We start from the raw sequence: 21,389 nt of genomic DNA on the forward strand, positions 1-21,389 counted from the left end.
GCGGGCTACTGGAGGACGATGGCCGGATCGACTCGCCGGAGCTTAAAGTATGGGGCGAGCGACGCTAACAGGCAGATGAGCGTCACGAGCACGCAACTGGTAATGCTTATCCACCACGGTACGGTAATCGGGGCACGGGGCGTACTGCACAGCGTCTGAACCACCGCCACTGCCAAGAGGCCCGCGGCCGACCCTGCGAGGGCAAGTAACATCGCCTGGCTGAACACAACCGCGCGCAACTGCGGCTCAGTGGCGCCGATCGCCTTGAGAGTGGCGTACTCATGCACCCGATCGAGCACCGACGCGTAGAGCGTTTGGGCAACGACGATCAGACCCACAATTAGCCCCAGACCGGTCGCGGCCCCGAAGCTAACTCCGATCCCCGTGCGACGCAGCCAATAGTCGACCGAGACCCACGCGTACTGATCACACGTCATTACTTCCGCATCAGGAAGACGGGCTTTGATTTCTTGCTGCACTTTTCCCGTGTCCGCCGTTGGGCTCAGCGCCACCAAAAAGTACGAAGCCTGATCGGTCGGCTTCCGCAGATACTCCGCGGCACGGTCTATCGTCGTGAAGACGTACGGGGTCACAAGGAACCCCAGGACTCCCTCGGTATAGCCGACAACGCGGGCGCGGCGGCGTCCGATCTCGCGCAGCTCACCGACTTGCGGGTTCTCGACCTTGTCGAGATCGCCGACGTCCAGAAACACCGCATCGGGCTCGCGGATGCTGCGCGGGTCGCCAACGGCAACCTGCCCCGCCGCACCGAGCAATGACCGGCTGTCACTGCCCACGACCAGCACCTGCTCGAACCCTCCGCTCGGCAACGTCATCACAGAATGACCTACAAGGTAAGGCTCCGCCTGCTGCACGCCAGGAATCGAACGGATGCGGTGCACCCACCTGCGGGGTATGTCGTGGGGGAAGTCGACGTTGTTCATCTTGCGATGACCGACCCAGATCTCGGCGCCCCCCTGGTCCACCAGCAAGCTCGCCTTGCTGATCAGCCCGATGAAGAGCCCCCCCTGCACGTTGACCAGTACGACAGCGAACACGACCCCTACCAAGGCGGTCGCGAGCTTGCCGCGGTCGGCCAGCAGCATTTTGGTTGCCAACTCGTCCATCTAAGACTCAAGGGAAAGTGCACACGATGCCCGCACAACCCTACGTCACACGGGTAGGAAGGCGGTCCGTTCATAGCAGATGATTGGGCGGGGGTCAGCACTAGTTCCGTTGCAGGCAAGCTAGCCCTACTTTTGGGGGCGATTTGGCCGGACTAGGCAGTCCTACTGGGGGGAAGGCGGCGGCGGTCTGCCGAGAATCGCCTGGCCGACCGAAGAGTGGCGCCGGAAGCGCCGATCTAGGTAAGGTGGGAAATCGGACCGCACTTTGGCCGGTCTAGCCGACGGCGCCGAGACGGAGCACATCCGGATGACACGACCTTCTATTGAGTGGGGCAACTGCTTCTTGCTGCTTTGCTACCTCGTGATTCGAGGCCGAGTAGCACGACTCGCCGCGGTGAGCACACTCGACTCTTGGTTCCCCTGGCACCTAGTCGCCCTTACTCACTGCGGGCACGCAATCCACTTCCAGGCCGAGTACCCACATGAGTGGAACACTCTCGCGCCGTGGTGGTTCGTTGGGCGCGTCCAGGGCGTTAGGCGCAGCTCCTTGTCAGAAGCACTTGAAGAGTCAGGTCGAACTCTCTCGTGGAGCATTAACTCGAGAGCAGCCGTGTACGGCGTCACGTTGATCACGGCGGCCGTGCTCGTGCTGCCATGGGTCGTTGCATGGGCCATCTGGCCAATCTACTGGTTGGCCTACAGCGTCTCGCATGCGACCTCTCGCCGTCGACGCGTTTCTGCCATTGCGGCTGCGTCGCGTCTCTCGGCAGCCGACGCGAGATCGACTGGCCCTAGCGACGAGCAGCAGGTCGTGGGGGTACGACTCCACCGCCCCAATGCGACAGAACCTAGCAGCTGGGACGGGGTCCCGGCGAAGAGCTCCCTCGCCTCAAAGTTGCTCGATCGGTCGGCGGCTTAGATGCTCGACTTGCTCACGGGATATCGAGTATCCGCAATCCCGCCTCTGACAAGAACGCCCCAGCTGAACGTGAGCCCCGCAATGCAAAGGAACGCGCTTGGCTCGGGCGATGGACTCGCGGCAGTCCCTGGTCCGTACTGCTCGGAGAAGCCGTAGTTCGCCCGCCACACTAAGTAGTCGGCTTGATCAACACCTCCGGCGGTAGGGTCGCCCGGCAAGACAACGGCGTGACCGTGGGCGTCCCGCCAAACGGTGTAGTCTGCTGCGTCAACAACGCTGTCGTCGTTGAAGTCGCCTGCTATGAACGGTCGGTGGTAGACGGCCATGACATCGTTGATTTGACCTTGAGGCCCACCCCCAACTGCGCTGAAATCTCCACGCAGCGCGACTCGGGTACGCGGGTTCGCTTCATCGGCGACAGAGGCGAGCTGCCCTTGGCTCCACGATATCGCCTCGACCGCTTCAGCAGCACCGCCCTCAAATGTATCGATGGCAATCTCATCGATCGATCCTTGGGACCCACCGAACCAGGCATCTCCTAAATAGAGTCCGAACTGCCCCAGGAATGGCGCCCACGCCTGTGCCTCGTCCATTGCGGCGCCAAACTCTCCACTTCCGCCCATCACCAGCACGCCACCACCGGCCATCACATACTGGGTAAGTACCTCGCTTGCCGCGGGCGTGGTCCCCAGGGTTCCCGTCAGGAAGACCGCGTCATAATGCAGCAGATTGGCGAGGGTGAACTCAACTTCGGGGTCCGCGGTCCAGCTGTGGCCGAGCGCCCTCATTGCATCTGCAACCTCAATTCCGCTTACTCCTCGGCGTCCAAACGGGATGACTGGAGGCGCATCGGAGATGGCCAGGAATTCGCCGCCAACGTTTGGGGAGAAGAATGTGGCGATGGACTCGGTCAGGTCGTACCCGGCGCCCGATTCTGAATCGAACGCGAAGTCCGATAGGGCCCAGTCATCCCCCATCAAGACGACCTTGCCGGCACAACACCTACCGCAGGTGACTAGAGTTATTGCAGCAGCGCCAAAGAGTATCGCGGTAGAGAACGGCAGACCTTTTGTCCACGAACTCGTCATCTCGTCATCTCATTCCAGGTTACGGCAACCCAGCCGCAGCGGCCGCGCCCAGCACGTTCTCGCCACTCAGAATTGGGCACCTGCACTGAGTCGAGGGGTCTCGACCGGCTCTGAACGAGCAGCACACCGGTAAACCGCAGCACCCCCATCATAAAGACGCCCCTCAGGGAAAACTAGGAAAAACAGCCGGTTTGCGAGTCTTTCGAGCCTCTTCGCCCAGGATTCAAAGCTCCGCAGGTCGAAGGTGCCCCCTGGGATCGCGGCAAACCGTGTTCAAATACGTTGACTAGGAACTTTGCGTTTGGCTACTCTGAAAGTGCATTTTTGCAGAAGATGGCTAATATCGCGGTTGAAAGACCTCCAATGCCCCTCCGATTCGCAGCGCTTACCTTCGTACTATCGCTGGCAACCGGACCGATCGCGGTCGCGAGCATCGAGATGAAGTTCGATGAGGTGGGGCCCAATGGCGGCGTCAGCGCCAATCTCGCCTTCAACGGCGACTCGGTGGCCGCACGGATCGGTCAGATGTTCTTCCACGCGAGAAACCAAAGTGGGGCTCCCGTACTGGATCTGATCGACGGGCCGGACAGCGACACAGCCCTCAACGACCTCGTGTCGTTTTGCATCGAACCCGCGCAGTACGTTTCCGGAAGCTGGAAGACCTACAGCAAGACGCCCGTCGCTAACGCGCCCGATCCCTTTATCTCCGGCGCCCCAGGCGGCTACCACATAGGACAGCACCGCGCGAGCGCGCTGGACTTGCTCGCCGACAACTTCTGGGGCAGGGCCACAGGAAGCAATGTTGTTGACGCTGTCGCCTTTCAACTGAGCGTCTGGGAGATCGTACACGAGGGCCTATCAGGCAGCCTCAGTGATCCGCCTCTCGCGGGATCATGGAGTGTGAGCGACAACCAGGGCACCTTCTTCGTCAGCAACGACAACCCTGGGAGCTCTCTCGCGGGAGCAATCCAGACCGCTAACGATTGGCTGGCCGAAGTCTCCGCCTTCTACGACAACGATGTCAACACAACCTCCAGCCTCTCTCATAACGATCAACTCTCGCTCGTTGCATTGACTAACCCCGACTGGCAAGACCAGATAGTCCAGTATCACCTGCCGGAACCGGTATCGGCGGTTGTCTGGGGCGGCCTGATGGCGTTCTGCGTGTGCCGTCGCCAGCGGTAGTCATTCGTAATCTGCTATTCTCCCATTGCCTCCGACCTTTGACGCATAGGTTACGTAGCCCGATGCGCTCAAGGCGTCTTGGGGCCAGCAAACTCGGCGACGCCTTCTCATCGTTGCCTTCGTCAGGGCGGTGACCGCCCGTGCAACGTGAATGGTGATCCTGGGATACCATTGCGCCCGACTCAATCAACCGGCAGCGCCAATCTCGTTGCATCCATGTGCGGCCGCCAAGTACCACCGGTGGCCCCATGGGCGCCCCGGGGTCCATCTACAAAGACCGCAAACCGATGGGGCCCCCGACAAGACTTCTGAAGCGGCTCCAAGGCAAGGCTCAAGAGACCGACGCCTGAAGCAGCATCGCCGCCAGGCGGATGCATTCTTGCTCCGACAGCTGCACCTTGAGCTCGAGCGTAAGACGCCTAAGGTCAGCGTCGCTGGTGCAACCCTCATGGCAACCGAAGGTGGGCGTCAACTCGATGTCCGGTCTGTCATTGGACTTGGAGTCCTCCACGTCCAGATTGCAAATCCGACATCCCCGGTTCGAATCCGGGCGGCGCCTCTCCGAAGAACCCCACGAACCGCCTTGTTTCGTGGGGTTTTCTTTTGGGCGATCAGCGGGCCGGTGATGGGACGAGACGTCGCGGTTCGTCATCCTTGATACGATCGGCCTGTCGGCGGAAGTAGATGAAGGCCGCTAGGGCGAGCACCAGGCACGATACGCTTACCGTCAGGGAGGTGAGTATCGTCGCGCGGAGGAAGTCCATCTCACCGCTCCACGAGTTGCGGAGCAGCAGCACCGCGACGTAGCCCAGGTAGCCAAACGCGTCGGCCAGGTACATCAGGTAGCCAAGGTTGGCCTTGTCGCGGAACAGGGCGATCATCCGCTCGAACAGCGTTGTGTGAAAGGCGACGTACGGAGCGTAGGTGCCTACGCCCAACGTAACCATGTATAAAAAACCGCCGACCGCCTGCTGCTGGAACAGCAGCGTCGACGCCCCGACCAGCAGGAATCCCGCCGTGATGGTTTGGATCGCGGTGAAGAACGCCGCTCGATTCGACGGTATCAGGAACGCCGCGGCGTTCACCAGGATCACTACCGCCATTACGATCGTTTCGGAAAGGGTAAAGATGCTGGGCGTCTGGCTGTACCCGATGGCCGCCCAGATCTCGACGGCAAAGTCGTCGCGGAGGCTCCGCAGCACGGTCAGCATGGTGTAGGTCGCGACCAGCAGCAGGATGCCGATCCCGTGCCGCCGCAGCAACGCCTGCCGGTCGGAGGCGCCAATCGGCGTGCGTTCCGACCGCTGCTCGACGTCGAGCCGTGACGGTGGCGGGATCTGAGTCAGCATCCAGACACACACCAGCAGCACCGGCCAGAACAGCAGGCCGGTGACAAAGGGCATCCAGTACTCGTTTACCGGCGTGTCCAGGATCAGCGTCTGGCCAACCGACTTTATGAACCCCGACGACACAATGAAGCTGGCGCACAAACCAGCGTTTAGCAGCTCGGTCAGCCGGCGGCCCTCCAGGAACGACAACACCAGCCCAAAGACCATCCCCAGCGGCAGGCCGTTGATAAATAGGAAAACGAAGTTGTAGGGGCGCGGCGTCATGCCGAACAGCAAGAGCGCGGCGTGAGCGACCGCGATCAACCCCAGGATCCCGGTCGCCCGGCGGCTCGGCGGCAGCTCGGCGATCACGCGGATGCCGACAAACTTCGAAACCGTGTAGCCGAGCACCTGGCTCACTACCAGGACGGTCTTGTAATCGACGCCGTACAGGCTCTCCCCGTCAAACGTCCCGGCGGTAAACGGCTTGCGGAACGCGTACATACAGAAGTACGTGCCGAACGCCGCTGCGATGCAGTAGGCGGAGAACACCTGCGGGCTGGCGTTCTCAAGTCGGCGGGCAACCCATGAGTTCACTGCTTAGCGCCCTTTCTCGCGTGCTTCCAGGATCTCTTCTCGTCGGGTGCGCCGGTATGTCGCCAAACCAGCGAACGCCGTGCGCTCTGCGACCGGTTGTGGTTGCCACTCAGGCAGCCTACGATTCCGGACGCCGGTCGCCGGCAAGTGACGGCGACGCTTTCAGTCTGGATTGACACCTTCCCACCATGACCAGCGACGCGTTCCCCGTAACCTTCCGCGACCTCGCTCCGCAGACGCAGCAGTTGCTGGCGGCGTCGGGACAACGGGTGGCCGACTCGTTGGGATCGCTTGCGACGATGCTTCGCTGCCTTGGCGCGCGGAGCGTGCTGCTCGTCGTCGACGAAACCGCCGCGCGGGCCGCGGGCGCCGAGACTCTGCTTCGGCAAGGGTTCTCGACCGTCGACTGCCTGACCTTCAATCGGTTCAGTCCCAACCCCAAGCTGACCGACGCCACCGCGGCGGTGGAGGCGGCGCGGCAGTCTGGCGCCGATGCGGTGGTCGCTGTGGGCGGCGGGTCCTGCATCGACGTGGCAAAGTTGGCCGCCCTGGGCGCGAGACTGCCAGCCGAGGTCGGGCTGCTGCAGGCCGGCGATTGCCCAACGGACGTGCGGCCGCTGCCTCTGATTGCGTGCCCGACCACCTCCGGCTCTGGAAGCGAGGCAACCCACTTCGCGGTCGCGTACGCGGAGGGGCGGAAGCGGTCGATCGCCCACCCGGGCGTGCGTCCCTCTAACGTGATCCTCGACGCTCGACTGGTGCAGGCGATGCCAGCCCGACTGGCCGCCACCAGTGGGCTGGACGCGCTGTCGCAGTCGCTTGAAGCGATGTGGGCCGCTGGAAGCACCCCGGCATCGGACGCGTACGCCAGCGAGGCCGCCCGGCTGATTGTAGGCGCGATCGAGCCGAGCGTGCGGGAAGGCCGCCCCGACGCGCGTCGCGCCATGATGCTCGGCGCCCACCTGGCGGGCCAGGCCATCAATCTCAGCAAGACAACCGCGGCCCACGCGATGTCGTACCCGCTGACCTCGCTGCACGGCGTGCCCCACGGCCACGCGGTGGCGTTGTTCCTGGGTTGGGTCGGCGCGGCGAACGGCGCCCTCGACGAAGCCGACTGCCAGCACCCGCTCGGCGCCGAGCATGTGCGGCGTGCGGTGGCCGCCGCTGCCGCGCAGCTGGGGAGCAGCGTCGAGAGGTTCCCGCTGGCGGTGGCCGATCTGCTGAAGCGGCTCGGCCTCGCCAGCAGCCTGCAGGAGGCGGGCGTGCCGGCCCACGGCCTTGCAACACTGCTCGACCTCATCGACCCGGTGCGGCTGGGCAACAACCCCCGCCGGCTCAGCCGTGAGCGGCTGGGGGAGATCCTTGAGCTGGCGCACCGGGGCGCGGCGGGCTAGTTCCGGCGTGATCATTCGTCGCCGCCTGACGAGGACGCGACGCCGGAGCTCTTCTGGATGGTAAGCGTGTCGAACAGCCGGTCATCGATGTCAAACGAGCGGAGCTCGAGCGTGTCGCCGTTGACGTGCACCATCACGTAGTGGTGCCCCCGGCGGACCACGTTCTGGAAAAACGGTCGCGTGGGGCCCGGGGTCTCGAGGCCACCACCGGCGCCGCCGGTTATCATGTAGATCGGGCCCTGCCCCGTGTTGACCGCCCTGCCCTGGTTGACGGGCCAGGTGCGCTCGTAGGAGTGGATGTGGCCGTTCCAGACGATGTCTACGCCATGCTTATCGTACAACTCGGTCAGCGGGCGGATTCGGACGTGGCCGCGGGTGCTCTCGTTGGTCTTCCAGAGGTCGCCGAAGTCGTTCTCGTCGGAAGAGTACGGCGGGTGGTGGTGGCAGACGACCTTCCACTTGGCGTCTGACTCGGCGAGCTTCTCTTGCAGCCACGCGAACTGCTCTGAGTCGGGGCCCACGTTGCGGTTGGTGTCGATCATGAAGAACTCTGCGCAGCCGTAGCGGAACGCGTAGTAGTACTCTGGGTCGGGCAGCGACATGTACTGGTAGTAGTTCCGCGCGTTCTGCTCGTGGTTGCCCAGCACGGGGAACATGGGGACGCGCGAGATCAGCTCGTGCATGCTCGGGAAAAAGTGCTGTGTCCAGTGCGAGTTGTCCACGCCGGTGTCGACCAGGTCGCCGGCGTGCAGCAGGAAGCTGGGACGCTGCGCCCAAGCGTGAGCGGCTATGCGCGAGGCCACGACTGCGTTCCACTGGGTGTCGCTCAGCACGGCGAAGGCGAACGGCGTGTCCTCGTTGACGGCTGTGGCGAAGGTCGACACGCCGCTCTTGATCGACTCGCCGTGGTCAGAGCGGGACTCAACGCGGTAGAAGTACTGCGTCTCGGGCTCGAGGTCCTCGATGGTGACTTCCTGAATCTCGCTGGCGGCGTCGCTCGACGCTTGCAGATCGCAATCGGCATTCGGGCCGTAGTGGACGATGGTGGTCCCGGGCTCGGACGTTTGGCACATGACGGTCATCGAGTGCTTCGTGCCGTACTGCAGGTAGGGCCGCACGACAAACGTGAACGCGTCCGCCCGTCCTGCTGCCGCGTTGCGCTCCGGCCGTAGCGCGACCAGTTCCCGGTTGTGCTCAAACTCGTGCTTCACCCAGGTTCCGCGGGCGGCGGAGTCGTACAACCGCACCTCACGGATCCGGCCGTTGTGGGGGTAGTTCTCGTTGGCGTCGCGGTAGCCACCGATGGTTACCGGCGCCGACTCGGGGTACAGGATCGCGCCGGACTGTTCCTCGGTTTGGGCGTCGAGCTGACCGTTCACGTACAGCTCCATCCGCTTCCCGTCGTACACGCCCACCACGTGGGCCCACCGGCCGGGCTCGTGCTTCGTCTTTCCCCGTAGATAGGTCATATGGCCGTTGCCGTCGTCGGCGCCTTGGGTGGCGAGGGCGAAGTAGAAGTGCTCTCGGTCGTAGCCCAACTGCCAACCAGACTCCGCATCGCCGTTGTCCTGGATGACGCCCATCAGGCCGCCGTACTCTTGTGGGTCGTCAACCGTAACCCAGGCCGCTACGGTGATCGCCTGCTGAGGCAGATCGTTGCGGACGGACACGACATCTTCGGCGACCACCGCGACCGATCCCCGTCCGCTAAACCGCAGAGCCTGGCCCAGCTTATCGACCACCACCTCGGTCCGACCTTCAATGCGGGCGTCGGGGCCGATTACGGCGCGGCAGACCCCGTCGCTAACCGACGGCGTGTCGAACACCCACCGGCCAACCGGGTCGGGCCCCTTGTGGGCGATGGCGAGCGGGGGCGTCAAAGCTAATGCGGCGGCGATCGTGAGGTAACTAGTTCTATTGGACACGTCGATCGTTTCCTTAGGTCCAATCTTGAGTCAGCTGGAATCGTGCGCGGCGGGGCGAGGCGGCCGCCAGGAGTAGCAGCAGCGTCGCCGCGGCGTGCTCGGGCACGCCAACACCGGCGAGCCCGTGAGCAACGGCGGCGCCCATCGCCGGGTCGAGCCGGTTTAGCACCGCCCAGTCGGAAAGGTCGGTGAGGCCGTCGAAGTTGAGGTCGCCGCGGGAGTAGCGGTCCGCCACGCCGCCACCGCCCCGGACGAGCCAGTTGTCGAGGAACGCGGTCACGTCGTCGGTGGCCGCGGGACCGGCGCCGTCTCCCGCCACTACGCCATCCTGATTGACATCGCCCAGCACGCCGTTGGGAGGCGGCACCTCCAGCCCCCGCACCGTGCCGTCGAGCCCCGCTTCAAATGGGTCGACGCCGAGGTGCCACAGCGCCGTGGCGGCAACATCGCGCAGCGTGCCCTGGCCGAGGCTTACGCCGTCGGCGACGCTGGGCCCACTCACAATGAACGGGACCTCCCAGTTCGGCAGGCCTTGGTCGGCGGTGTGCGCGAACGATCCGGGCGCGGCGCCGTGGTCGGCGGTGACGATCACTAACCAATCTTCCTCTCCGTTGACCACGCCCGGGCGCGCGCTGACCGTGGCCATGACATCGCCGATCAGTCCGTCAACCACCTCGATTGCAGCAAGGTGCGCCTCGCTGCCCCACGAGTGGCTGTGCCCCGCGGAGTCGACCTGATCGAAGTGCAGAAAGACGGCATCTGGATCGCCGTTTTGGATCAGCGCAACCGCGTCGTTGCGGACGGCGATGTCCTGGTGATCAATAGGACCCGAGTCGTAGCCGAACTCTAGGTCCGCGTACGCGTCCGGCGAGATAAAGGTGTTGATCGGCGTCCAGTTGACCAGCGAGGCTGTGTAGAGGCTGGCGTCAGCCTGCTTCGCGTGCTGGAAGAAGTGCGGGTAGGATTCGAAGTCCGACCCCGCGAAGCTGTTGTCGGAGACGCCGTGGTGCGTGGCTGAAACACCGGTGAGGATTGTGGACCAGTTCACACCGCTGGCGCCGTAGGGCGCTGGCGGGTTGTCAACCAATGCCCCTTCGTTGAGGAAGTCGTACCGCACGCCGCCCAGCGACGCTAACGCGTCCATCGCGGGCGTGTCCGCCTGGGTGATGTACTGCCCGCCCGCGCCGTCGACTCCGATCACCAGCACCTTGTTCGTCGCCCCCAAGGAGCACGCGGCGCCAGCCAAGACCACCAGCGAGGCGTAAATCGCAGATCGCATCCAGGTAACTTTCATCAAGCCTCTTCACACTGCGTCGGGCCGTCGACGGGGTCTAACGGCGATCGGCGCCGCCCGTGGTGATGACCTGGCCGGCCCGGCTCCCCATGTCGCTCCACACCTGCGGGTCGGTGCTCTCGACAACGGCCTGGACGTGACCGTCCACAAACACCATCTGCACAACGCCGCTGTGTTCGCTCCCGAAGCTCAGCTGCAGAGACTGGCACTCGGTCGAGGCGGCTGTGCGGCAGATGCGTTGGTTGTCCGCCGAACTTGACTGCAGGTTCATGCCAACCCCAGTGGAGCCGAGGAACTCAGAGGGGTCGCTAAAGTCGTTTGCACTGCCGCTGATCGTGGTGTCGATGTCGTCGCTGCCGCCGTACCAGTGATCTTTCCGGTCGCCCTCGCGGGCTTCCTTCGCCTGCCCCAACTGCTCAACGGTGGTGAAGTCGGACACCGCCTCGCCGGCCAGCGCCGTCTTGGAGGTGCCGTCGATGACCTTCCGTAGCGCGATCGAGCCGCCCTTGCGGTCCTCCTGGTGGTGCACGCCGACCAGCACGCCATCGGCCCCTTCGTAGAGCGGCGGCGCATCGGGAGAGCGTTTGCCGCGGATCCAGTAGGTCGGGTACTGCGACTGGATCAGGCCAGACGCGACGCCGATGTACGAACCCGGCACGCGGTTGTTGACAACCCAGCTAACCGCCGAGAGGTCGTACAGGTGCTCGGGAAGACCCATCGATGGACAGCGGTAGACCGGGATGACGGTCTCGCAAAGAACCATGTTCTGGTACTTCTCACCGAGCGACGCGACATCTTCGTAGGCGCCGGGGTGGGCCCACTGGAAGTTGCCGTTGTCGTCCTCGCCGATCTGGAGGTAGCTGAACATCGACCCCTCCTCGAGGTACGGCAGGATGAACGCGCTCCACGCGCTCCCCTCGCCCAGGTAGGTGCCGGGCGGAAGAACGCCACGGCTGGACTCATAGTTCAGGCAGGCGAGGCCGATCTGCTTCAGGTTGTTGCTGCACTGCGACCGGCGAGCGGCCTCCCGCGCGGCCTGCACCGCCGGGAGCAGCAGCGCGATCAGCACTCCAATAATCGCGATTACCACCAACAACTCGACCAGCGTGAACGCGGCCCGTTCTCTGTGCGTCGCTCCCCGCTTGGCGTTTGACAGCTGCATCTCTCTGCTCCTTGATTTCCAACGCCCGTTGCTGGGCGTTGTTGCGAGGTTTCCCGTGTGGAACAAGTCCCTGCGGGGGTGGCGTGACTCGCGTATTGTCCGCCGCGCCCACTACCGCCGTGAGGACTTGCTGCGCATCCCTGTTGACGCCGCTGAGCTAGCCCCGGCGACGGCATTGCCCAGCCGTAACCAGCGCCAGCGTCAGCAACCCGGTGGTGGCCGGCTCCGGCGCTGTGCCGCCGCTGATCAGCCGCAGAGCGGCCACGCCGGCGGCGGGGTTGGCGTTGTTCAAGATCGCCCAGTCTTCCAAGTCGACCACGCCGTTGTAGTTGAAGTCGCCCAGAGCACGGGTCTCCAGGTCGCCTACCAGGCGGCCCGAGACAACGCCGTCGAACGGGTCAACCGACTCTAGCCGTTTCTCGGACAGCCAGTTCTCGGCGAACAGGCTGGCGTCGGAGGTGGTCACCAGGCCGTCGCCATCCAGGTCGCCGTCAACCGCGGGCGCGAACGCCTGCGCGTATCCGTTGTCGCGCGGCAGGTGCCACTCACCCCAGTCATTGAGCGAGTTGTCGCCGCCGCCGGCGACGTTGTCGTTGTCGTTCAGCCCCATGACGAACATCTCCAGGTCGTCCACGACGCCACGGAAGTAGGCGTCCTCGCCGGGGGTGCTGCTGGAGAAGTTGCGGTCGAGGGTCTCGGGGTCGGTGCGGGCGCCGACGAACAGCGGGCTGTCGTCGAGCGCGGCGATGTTGGTGAACAGGTCGCCCTCGCCGATGTTCACGACCGTCTCGATCTCGTAGTTGCCGAAGCCGACCGCCTCCGCGACTCCGTTCACGTAGAAGATCGACCCGTTGCCCGGCCCGGCCGGCCGCACGACCGCCAGGTGGTACCACTCGTTGTTCACGGGGGCGATGTCGGTCTCGTAGTCGGCGGGCGTCACCATCGGCTCGCCGATCTCCAGCACATCGTCTTCGGTGCCTTCAACGCCGTCGTCGCCCGGGAGCACTGTGATCTCGATGTCGAACTCACTCGCGTACCGCATCGCGAACTTTCCGTCCTCGTTGATCAGCACGCCGTGCTGCTGGCTGTCCATGACAATGTGCTGCTCGCCGGCGGCCACATCGGTCGGCTTGACCCACAACTCGAAGCCGCGGTCGTTGATGCGGAAGTAGTTGAGGGTGCCGCCCGGGTTGACCAGCGACGCCAACGAAGAGGGCGACTGCTCGGGGTAGTTGAGCGCCTCTCCAAAGCCGGTCCGAAGGTACTGGCGGTCGAACGCCGTCTGGTTCAGCGCGATGCCCACGCCGCCGTTCCCGTCGGGGCGGTCGGTGGTGTCGGCGTACCGGGGGTAGGAGTTGAAGCGGGCCTTGGCGACCAGGTCGATCAGTTGGTTCGCGTTCAGCTCTCCTGCGGCGTCGTACGTAACCACGTTGCCCTGGGAATCGGTATTGCTCATTGCTTGACCAACAACAGCGCCGGGGTCGTCGTCGCCAAAGCCGTAGTCCCGGTCGACAAACGGCGCCGGCCCGGCCGGTTGGGCGTGGCTGACGCTCACCAACGTGAGCGGCGCGAGCAGTATCATGCACACCGCAACGCCGACGGAAGCCCTCCGCCGAACGGCGCTGGCGGCGAGCCCCAGCAGGGCCAGCAGCCCAGCCCTGGGCTCGGGCGCCGCGGCGGCTGCCTCGACTCCAGCGCCAAGGCCGTAGTTGCTCCGCCACAGCGCGTAGTCGGCGGCGTCGACCACACCGGCGCTCCCGCCGGACTCATCGCCGTTGCCGCCCAGGTCCGCGTCGGTGCCCAGGTTGTCCCGCCAGACGGTGTAGTCGGCGGCGTCCACGACTCCATTACCGTTGAAGTCGCCGGGCAGTGAGACCGTCAGGTAGCTGACCACCGCGGGGGCAAAGACATCCTCCGAGGACTGATCAAGCACCTGCCCGAATTGATCCTCCTGCACGAACGAGTAGGTCAGCAGCAGGTCCTCGATCGAACCTGGGCCACCGTACAGCCGCCCTACCGAGAGCGCCTCGCCAGGCCCGATCACGCTCTCGCCGTTGAGAAAAGCCTCAAAGACAATCTCGGAGGTGGCCACGATGGTGTCCCACGCGTCGCCAACCCCCGGCCCGCCGGCGTCCACGGCGCGGGCGTCAAGGTTGGTGGCAGCCCAGTCTGCCGGGTCCAGGCTGCCGCTTTCGCTGGTCACCGAGTAGCCGGTCAGCACCACAGGCTCGTCGCTCACCGAGACAAGCATCGCCTCGCCGGTCGTTGCGTTCACGCGCAGCTCGAGCGTGGCAGGGGGCGGCGGCGGGATGAAGCGGGTGATCGTACCAACGTGCCGCTCCCGGAAGGGCGTCACTGGGGGGATGTAGTTGTCGGTATTGACCACCCAGCCCTCAGGGCCGTCCTGAGAGTAGACGGCTTCGCCGGAGTCGGGATCTTCGTCGATCGGCGGCCCCAGCGTGACACTCTCAAAGTCTTCGAAGAAGAGCGAGCCTGTATTGCCGGCGACGCCGACGTTGTCGATGGCCCACCACCAGTCATTGGTGGCGTTGAACAGGTTGAAGCCAAGCTGCATCGTGGTCGCCGCCCCCGCGTCCGGCAGGCTGATGCTGATCATCTCGTTGGGCGCATCGTCCTTAAAGTCCGGACTGGTCTGATCGGAGCTCCAACGGAACACCTCGGTCGGCACGCCGTCGTAGAACACCTGCAGGCTGGCGCCCTGAGTGTCTTCGTCACGCCAGCTCGACGCGAACGACAAGCTGAGCGATGTCGAGTCCACGCCGGAAATATTTATCGCCGGGCTGCGGAGCTGGCTGTTGAAGGTGGTCGTGCCGCCGGGACCGCCGATGTCGTCCCACTCGTCCGGGTCGGCGATCGCCACGACGCCGGTCCCCAGCGTGAACAGCTGGCGTTCCTGGCCGCCGGCGACCTCGGACCACCACTCCCGATCGGCGAAGGACCACTCCTCCCACTCGGTGACGCCAACCCCGTCGCTGAGGCGTTGCGCCTGGGCGGTCGGCGCTGACGACCCGACGGCCGCCAGCACGATCAACGCCGCGAGCAGCCTGCCCGCACCGCGGCGGCGGACGAGCACTCCGGCGACCGCCAGTGACAGCACCGCGGCGGCGCCCGGCTCCGGGGCCGCGGTCCCGGAAAGCATCTGCACGAATGCGCCGGCGCCGAGGGCGGCGTCGAACTCGCGGCGGAACGTGACGAAGTCCGTGGCGTTCAGCCTGCCGTCATCGTTGAGGTCGCCCTTCAGGTAGGCCTGGGCGGTGGTCAGGTCCGAAAGGTCGGCCTGATCGGTGATCGAAGTAAACTCGGTCCAGTCGCCGGAGTCGACCTGACCGTCGAAATTCAGATCAAGGAACGCGAACGCCTGGCCGCCATTGCCGACGAACTCGACCAGCCCAGCTATCTGGTCATCGTTGCCCTCTAGGAGGTAAATGAAGCTGATATCGCTGTTCTCTTCGAAGTACCGCAGCCAGACGTCGGCGCCAAAACTGATGCTGCCGCCGTTGGCGAGGGTGGCGTTGTCCAGGTGGACCTCGCTGAGGTCGTTGATCTGCCCGCCGACCTGCGTCGCCTGGATCCAGTCCGGGTCGGTAGCCGACAGGAACGTCGCTTGCCCCTCGTCGAACGCGCCCTCGTCCGAGGTCAGCGAGTAGCCCCGCAGCTGCACTGCCGAGCCGGTGTTGTTGACGATCGTTACCTCGCCGGTGTCGCGGTCCAGCACCGCCCGCAACACGCCGTCGGCGCCCGGGTTGTCGCCTGTGTAGACACGCACGTTGTCAACTGCCCACCACCAGTCGTTGTTGCCCTGCAGGCGGAACTCGAACTGCACGCCGGACGCGCCGGCGGGGACCGACTGCAGCGTGTAGGTCAGGCTCTCGTCGAAAGCCTCGTTCTTGAAGTTCACGTCGGTCGGGACGGAGGTCCAGGTGTCCAGGATCTCGACGTCGCCGGTGTTGTAGCGGGCGGTGAGTGTTGCGGTCTGCTGGTCTTCGTCGAACCACGACGAGCTGAAGTTGAGCCGCACCGGCTCACTGACGCCGCCGATCGACACCGACGGGGTCACCAAGGTTGAGTCAAGAACGCCGTTCTCGGGAAGCAAGTTGTCTTCGATACCTTGATCCGGGTTGCCGAAGTCGTCCCACTCGTCGGGATCGGCGACCGCAATCGTTCCCACCCCGCTGATAAAGCCGGAGCGTCCCTGGTCGCCGGCGGTTTCAATCCACCACTGCTTGTCGACAAACCGCCAGCCCTCGAACTCCAGCACGCCGCTCTCGGTGTCGCCTACGGAGGTGGTCAGGTTGACCTCGGTCCACCCAACGGGCCCGCTCGGGCCAACCTCCTGCCACGCCTCGCGGCTGCGTAGCTCAGACTCGAAGGTCACGGTTGGTTGGAGCGTGACGCCCTCGAAGTCCTCCGACAAGAGATCGACTGCGCCGGCATGGCTGCAGGCCAACCCGGCCGCCGCGCAGGCCGCCGATCGCAGAAGATTCTTTACGCGCTGCGGAAACATGGGGGCGATGTTCATGATGGCTGTGATGGAGCGTCTGGTGGGATGAATAGCGGTCAAGCAACAGGCTCGCGATACGCCGTGCATCGTGCGGTGCCTACGACACGGTGGTCCGTCTCACACGTGACTTGCTTGGGGAATCTAAACAGGGCCCCGCCGCCAACCGGCTGGCGGCGGGGCCCGTAAGCTAGGCGCCTCGACCTAAGCCATGCGGCGGGTGAACACGCCCGCAGCAGTCAGGGCAGCGACAATCAGAGCAGCCGACGCGGGCTCGGGGATGACGCCGGAGCGGACCTGGACGTTGTCGATGGCCCACCACCAGTCGTCGTTGCCGATGTAGCTGAACTCGAATTCAACGCTCGAGTAGCCGGTCGTATCGACAACCAGCAGCACGTCCTCGTTGACAGCACTGGCGTGGTAGTCGTCCGACGAGCTGTCGCTGACCCAGCGGAGCAGCTCCAGCGGAGTGCCGTCCAGGTAGGCCGTAAGGGCAACCTCCTGGTTGTCCTCTGGTCGCCAGCTGGAGTCAAAGTCGAGCGAGATGAAGGTCTCGCCGGACACGTCGATCGCCGGGGTTCGCATCACAGTGGTCAGGTCGCCGGAGTCGCCGGGGTCGCCGATGTCGTCCCACTCGTCGCCGTCGGCGACGGCTACCGCGCCGGAGGCCTTGGTGAACTCGCTGCGGGTCGAGCCGCCGACCTCAGCCCAGAAGTCCTTATCCGTGACGCTCCACTGCTCCCACTCTAGGACGCCGTAGGCGTCGTCGCCGCCGCCGGCGCCGGGTGTGCCCGTGTTGTCGGTGCTCCAGCCCGCGGGGAAGCTGTGCGAGTACGCGTTCTCCACGCCCTGGGTGGCGTAATCAACGCCCAGGATGCTGGTGACGCCCGTCGACTCGGTCGTGACGTTGGCGCCGGGCGCAAGCCGCTCGTTGACGCTGTCGCCAAGCGCGACGCCCTCAAAGTCTTCAAACAACACCTGACCCTGACCGCCGGTGAGGTCGTTGACCTCAACATTGTCGATCGCCCACCACCAGTCATTGGCGCCGTTGGCCAGCTTGAAGGTCAGCGTGGCGCTGGTGACGCCCGCCGGGGCGACGAATGCCGGGCCCGACCCGTCGGCCGGCAGGTTCTCGTCCGGGGCGTCGGCCTTGAAGCCGCCGCTGGCGCTGTCGGAGTTCCAGTCGATCACCGGCCCGGTGACGCCGTTGTCGTAGGTGACAAACACCTCGACGGCCTGGTTATTGAGGTTGACGTAGGTGTCGCCCAACGCGGCGTCGTCGAATGCCTCCGGGCGCCAGCTCGAGTCGAATCCAACGCCGTGCACGGCGCCGGCGCTGACCGGGAATGAAGCGGTCGTCAGCGCAGTGCTGTAGTAGCCGCCGTTCACTGCGTCGTTCTGGCTGCCGAGGTCGAAATACTCGTCCGGGTCGGCCACGGCGACCGTGCCCGAGGCGTTGCTCGTGGCGCCGAACATTGAGCGATCCTGGTCGCCGGCCGCGGTCGACCAGAAGTCAAGATTGGCAAAATTCCAGCCGTCCCACTCGTCCACGCCGTAGTCGGCCAGGCCGGTGCCGGCCACGCCGGTCGTGACGGTCGGGGCGCCCAGGTAGGTGCTGACCGCGTTGTCACGCGTCCAGCCTGCGGGGCCGACGCTGCTCCACACGCCGGGGATCGACGAGGTGCCGGGCTCCGTCGCGACGTTCTCGGAGATCGACGTGCCGATCCGCTCATTGGTGCTCTCCCCAAGGGTCACGCCCTCAAAATCTTCGAAGAACAGCACCTTACCATACTGGGCGCCTGCGCTGCCGGCTAGCAACAGGCCGCCCAACAAGCCGCCCGCGACAATTCTCAACATGACTCGTCTCCCCCAAAGATGCGGAACCAACGGGAATCAAGAAATCGCGGCGCGACCAACACGCCGCTCGACTGAGCTGAACGAGCCGAGATCTTCAGCGGCAAGTGTGAAGAATTGGTGTTGGTCAATGCACGAAATCAGTTAATCGCGGGTCGCGGCGCCCCGCGCAACCCATTCGCTTGACCCCCTGCGCACGGACGCCGATGTTTTGACCTCACGCGGCGCGGCGCCCACTTCGGACCGAGCGCCTCCGCTAACTCGAGCGGTCGAGCTTTCGTCAAGCCTTTTGCGCACCGAACCTTTTCTTCACGCGGCGATCGTGTTTAAGATTCGTGCTTTCGTGGCAGCAACGGCTCCATCAGGGGATTCACGAGTGAACGACTGCGCGACCGCCGACCAGGTGCGGCGACTATTCACCAAACGGGGCGACTCGCAGTACGGCGGCGAGGCGGTGTCGCAGCTCGAGCACGGACTGCAGGCCGCGGCCATGGCCGAGCAAGAGCAGGCATCGGCCCAGCTGATCGCCGCGGCCCTGCTGCACGACGTCGGCCACCTGCTCCACGTGCTGCCGGACGACGCGCCGGACCGTGGCGTCGACGACATGCACGAAGAACTTGGCGCCGACTGGCTGGCGTCGCGGTTTCCACCAGCGGTGCTCGAGCCGGTGCGGATGCACGTGGCCGCCAAGCGTTACCTGTGCGCCGCCGAACCGGCCTACCGCCAGTCCCTCAGCCCGCCGTCGGAGCTAAGCCTGCAGTTGCAGGGCGGCCCGATGAGCGACAAAGAGTGCGACTCCTTCCGGGCGAGCCCCTTCTTCGACGACGCGATCCGCCTGCGGCGGTGGGACGACCTCGCTAAGGACCCCGAGATGCAGACGCCGCCCCTCGAGCACTTCCTCGAGTACGTCCGCGACGCGATGGCGCCCTCCCCCAGCACGACCACCCTGTGAGCCTATGACATGACCGACCGCGTAGCGGTAATAGGAGGCGGCATCGTTGGAGTCGCACACGCCTGGCAGCAGGCTAAGCGCGGCGCCAACGTAACGCTTTTTGAACGCGGCCGCCTGGCCGCGGGGGCGTCCGTGCGAAACTTCGGCATGGTGTGGCCTGTCGGCCAACCCAATGGGCCCCTCCACGCAACCGCCCTACGCAGCCGCCAGCTGTGGACCGAGTTCCTCTCGGACGCCAAGCTGTGGTGCGACCCCTGCGGGTCGCTCCACGTCGCCACGCGTCAGGATGAGCTCGACGTGCTCGGCGAGTTCGCCCACAACAGCCGGGAGCTCGGCTACGAGTGCCAACTGATCAGCGGCGAGCAGGCCGCCGAGAAGAGCCCGGCCTTGCGGGCCGACGAGCTTAAGGGCGCGCTCTGGAGCCCGACCGAGATGACCGTCGACCCCCGCCAGGTGATCCAGCGGGCGCCGCTCTGGCTGCACGAGAAGTACGGAGTCGACCTGCAGTACGGCGTCCGCGTTCGTGAGGTGAGCCCCACACGGCTGGTTGACGCACACGACCGGGCGTGGTCGTTCGACCGGATTATCGTCGCCAGCGGCGTGGAGATCGCCGAGCTGTTTCCCGAGGTGCATCGCGAAGCGGGTCTTGGCGCGTGCAAGCTGCAGATGATGCGGACGATCCCTCAGCCCAATGGCTGGCGCCTGGGCGCGCTGATCGCCAGCGGGCTCACGCTGCGGCACTACGCCACGTTCCGGGTCTGCCGCACCCTGGACGCGTTGAAGAAGCGCGTCGCTCGCGAGACCCCCGAGCTGGACGAGTACGGCGTGCACGTTATGGCCTCGCAGAACGGCGACGGAAACGTGGTGCTGGGCGACTCGCACGAGTACGGCGACGCCATCACGCCGTTCGACAAGGAGCGGATCGACGAGCTCATGCTGCGCGAGCTGCGCCGGTTCCTGCACCTGCCCGAGTGGACCATCGCCCAGCGCTGGCACGGCGTGTACGCTACACTGCCGTCCGAGGTGCAGTTTGTCCACCAGCCAATGCCGGGCGTCACGATCGTGATCGCCACCGGCGGCGCCGGCATGACGATGTCCTTCGGCCTGGCCGAGAAGCTTGCCGCCGCGGGCGAGGCGCCCGTCGACGCCCGCCGCTTGGCCGTTTAGTCCCCCACCACGCACAGCACGCAGAATGCCGTTCCGCCCCCCCAACCAACTCTCCGCCGTCATCTTCGACTGGGCCGGCGTCACCGTCGACTTCGGCAGCCGCGCGCCGGTGCTCGCCATGCTGGCCGCGTTCGAGGGCCAGGGCGTCGCGGTGAGCGAGCAAGAGGTCCGCGCCCACATGGGCAAGGCGAAACGCGAACACCTGAACGCGGTGCTGGCCATGCCACGGGTGAAGCAGGCCTGGACAGACAAGCATGGCGCCGAGTCAACCGATGCCGACCTCGACCGGATCTACGAGTCCTTCCTCGGGCTCCAGGAGGAGTGCATCACGTCGCACTCCGACCTGATTGAGGGCTGCGTCGACTCGGTAGAACACTGCCGCTCGCTCGGCATGCGGATCGGCTCGAGCACCGGCTACACCCAGCAGCTCCTCAAGCCGGTCGCCGCCAAAGCAGCCGAGCTCGGCTACCGGCCCGACGCCATCGTGTGCGCCGGGGATGTATCTCCCGGGCGGCCCGAACCATGGCTATGCTTCGAGAACGCCCGCCAGCTGGGCGTATTCCCAATGTCCGGGGTGCTGAAGGTAGACGACACGCCGGCCGGAGTGACCGCCGGCCGGAACGCCGGCGCGTGGGCGGTTGGCGTGGTGACCAGCGGCAACGAGGTTGGTCTGGGCCGCAATCAATGGGACGCGCTCAGCCCTGACGAGCAGCGTCAACGGCACGGCGCCGCGTCGCAACGCCTGCTCGACGCCGGCGCTCACCTGCTGATCGACTCGATCGCGGAACTGCCGCGCGTCGTGCAAGAGCTCAACCAGCGTCTGGCGAGCGGCCAAACGCCGGGCTAGTTGCTGGTCGTGGCGCCGTCGGAACGCTGCC

13 protein-coding genes and 1 tRNA gene are annotated in these 21,389 nt (G+C 65.3%); 6 read left to right on the forward strand and 8 right to left on the reverse strand.

The window, feature by feature from the left end; translation table 11 throughout:
- Nucleotides 1–5: 5 nt before the first annotated feature.
- Together KOR34_RS17930 and KOR34_RS17935 are read right to left on the reverse strand one after the other, a co-directional pair.
- On the reverse strand, nt 6–1,127 hold the full coding sequence (locus tag KOR34_RS17930) for an ABC transporter permease (RefSeq protein WP_146566728.1): 1,122 nt from the start codon (nt 1,125–1,127) through the stop codon (nt 6–8).
- Nucleotides 1,128–2,042: 915 nt separating this feature from the next.
- Nucleotides 2,043–3,134, reverse strand: coding sequence for a hypothetical protein (locus tag KOR34_RS17935; protein WP_146566730.1), 1,092 nt, complete (start codon nt 3,132–3,134; stop codon nt 2,043–2,045).
- 363 nt (nt 3,135–3,497) lie between these two features.
- Between KOR34_RS17935 and KOR34_RS17940 the strand changes: the two genes are divergently transcribed.
- Nucleotides 3,498–4,319 carry a hypothetical protein gene (locus KOR34_RS17940; RefSeq protein WP_146566732.1) on the forward strand — a complete coding sequence of 274 codons (822 nt, stop codon included), beginning with the start codon at nt 3,498–3,500 and terminating at the stop codon, nt 4,317–4,319.
- Nucleotides 4,320–4,783: 464 nt separating this feature from the next.
- A tRNA-OTHER gene (locus KOR34_RS26805) sits at nt 4,784–4,878 on the forward strand.
- A 52-nt stretch (nt 4,879–4,930) separates the two neighbouring features.
- Here KOR34_RS26805 and KOR34_RS17945 read toward each other — a convergent pair.
- Nucleotides 4,931–6,244 carry a DUF5690 family protein gene (locus KOR34_RS17945; protein WP_197531548.1) on the reverse strand — a complete coding sequence of 438 codons (1,314 nt, stop codon included), beginning with the start codon at nt 6,242–6,244 and terminating at the stop codon, nt 4,931–4,933.
- A 188-nt stretch (nt 6,245–6,432) separates the two neighbouring features.
- On the opposite strand from KOR34_RS17945, the gene KOR34_RS17950 reads away from it, so the two are divergent.
- A complete protein-coding gene (locus tag KOR34_RS17950) occupies nt 6,433–7,638 on the forward strand; it encodes a phosphonoacetaldehyde reductase (protein WP_146566733.1) in 1,206 nt (401 codons plus the stop codon).
- Between the two features lie 11 nt (nt 7,639–7,649).
- Here the strand turns inward: KOR34_RS17950 and KOR34_RS17955 are convergent, their stop codons facing one another.
- The 5 genes from KOR34_RS17955 to KOR34_RS17975 form a co-directional block, all read right to left on the reverse strand.
- Entirely contained in the window at nt 7,650–9,563 is a 1,914-nt protein-coding gene (locus KOR34_RS17955; protein WP_228714690.1) for a LamG-like jellyroll fold domain-containing protein, read from the reverse strand.
- A 13-nt stretch (nt 9,564–9,576) separates the two neighbouring features.
- Nucleotides 9,577–10,842: an alkaline phosphatase family protein gene (locus KOR34_RS17960; RefSeq protein ID WP_197531549.1), complete on the reverse strand. Its 1,266-nt coding sequence runs from the start codon at nt 10,840–10,842 to the stop codon at nt 9,577–9,579.
- Between the two features lie 52 nt (nt 10,843–10,894).
- On the reverse strand, nt 10,895–12,019 hold the full coding sequence (locus KOR34_RS17965) for a DUF1559 domain-containing protein (protein ID WP_146566737.1): 1,125 nt from the start codon (nt 12,017–12,019) through the stop codon (nt 10,895–10,897).
- A 157-nt stretch (nt 12,020–12,176) separates the two neighbouring features.
- Entirely contained in the window at nt 12,177–16,544 is a 4,368-nt protein-coding gene (locus tag KOR34_RS17970; RefSeq protein ID WP_228714691.1) for a hypothetical protein, read from the reverse strand.
- 198 nt (nt 16,545–16,742) lie between these two features.
- Nucleotides 16,743–18,395, reverse strand: a complete 1,653-nt coding sequence (locus KOR34_RS17975; RefSeq protein WP_146566739.1) for a hypothetical protein — start codon at nt 18,393–18,395, stop codon at nt 16,743–16,745.
- 373 nt (nt 18,396–18,768) lie between these two features.
- Between KOR34_RS17975 and KOR34_RS17980 the strand changes: the two genes are divergently transcribed.
- The 3 genes from KOR34_RS17980 to phnX are packed head-to-tail and all read left to right on the forward strand — an operon-like array spanning nt 18,769 to nt 21,358.
- Nucleotides 18,769–19,344, forward strand: coding sequence for a phosphonate degradation HD-domain oxygenase (locus KOR34_RS17980; RefSeq protein WP_146566740.1), 576 nt, complete (start codon nt 18,769–18,771; stop codon nt 19,342–19,344).
- A gap of 9 nt (nt 19,345–19,353) precedes the next feature.
- Nucleotides 19,354–20,511, forward strand: a complete 1,158-nt coding sequence (locus KOR34_RS17985; RefSeq protein ID WP_146566742.1) for a TIGR03364 family FAD-dependent oxidoreductase — start codon at nt 19,354–19,356, stop codon at nt 20,509–20,511.
- Nucleotides 20,512–20,536: 25 nt separating this feature from the next.
- A complete protein-coding gene (phnX, locus tag KOR34_RS17990; protein WP_146566744.1) occupies nt 20,537–21,358 on the forward strand; it encodes a phosphonoacetaldehyde hydrolase in 822 nt (273 codons plus the stop codon).
- Nucleotides 21,359–21,389 lie beyond the last annotated feature (31 nt).

It is taken from the genome of Posidoniimonas corsicana (genome assembly GCF_007859765.1).
Taxonomy (GTDB): Bacteria; Planctomycetota; Planctomycetia; order Pirellulales; family Lacipirellulaceae; genus Posidoniimonas; species Posidoniimonas corsicana.

Coding starts and splice junctions, on each gene's coding strand:
- phnX (WP_146566744.1), top strand. CDS start 20,537: ATGCCGTTCCGCCCCCCCAACCAACTCTCCGCCGTCATCTTCGACTGG.
- KOR34_RS17970 (WP_228714691.1), bottom strand. CDS start 16,544: ATGTTTCCGCAGCGCGTAAAGAATCTTCTGCGATCGGCGGCCTGCGCG.
- KOR34_RS17940 (WP_146566732.1), top strand. CDS start 3,498: ATGCCCCTCCGATTCGCAGCGCTTACCTTCGTACTATCGCTGGCAACC.
- KOR34_RS17965 (WP_146566737.1), bottom strand. CDS start 12,019: ATGCAGCTGTCAAACGCCAAGCGGGGAGCGACGCACAGAGAACGGGCC.
- KOR34_RS17985 (WP_146566742.1), top strand. CDS start 19,354: ATGACCGACCGCGTAGCGGTAATAGGAGGCGGCATCGTTGGAGTCGCA.
- KOR34_RS17960 (WP_197531549.1), bottom strand. CDS start 10,842: ATGCGATCTGCGATTTACGCCTCGCTGGTGGTCTTGGCTGGCGCCGCG.
- KOR34_RS17950 (WP_146566733.1), top strand. CDS start 6,433: ATGACCAGCGACGCGTTCCCCGTAACCTTCCGCGACCTCGCTCCGCAG.
- KOR34_RS17930 (WP_146566728.1), bottom strand. CDS start 1,127: ATGGACGAGTTGGCAACCAAAATGCTGCTGGCCGACCGCGGCAAGCTC.
- KOR34_RS17935 (WP_146566730.1), bottom strand. CDS start 3,134: ATGACGAGTTCGTGGACAAAAGGTCTGCCGTTCTCTACCGCGATACTC.
- KOR34_RS17975 (WP_146566739.1), bottom strand. CDS start 18,395: ATGTTGAGAATTGTCGCGGGCGGCTTGTTGGGCGGCCTGTTGCTAGCC.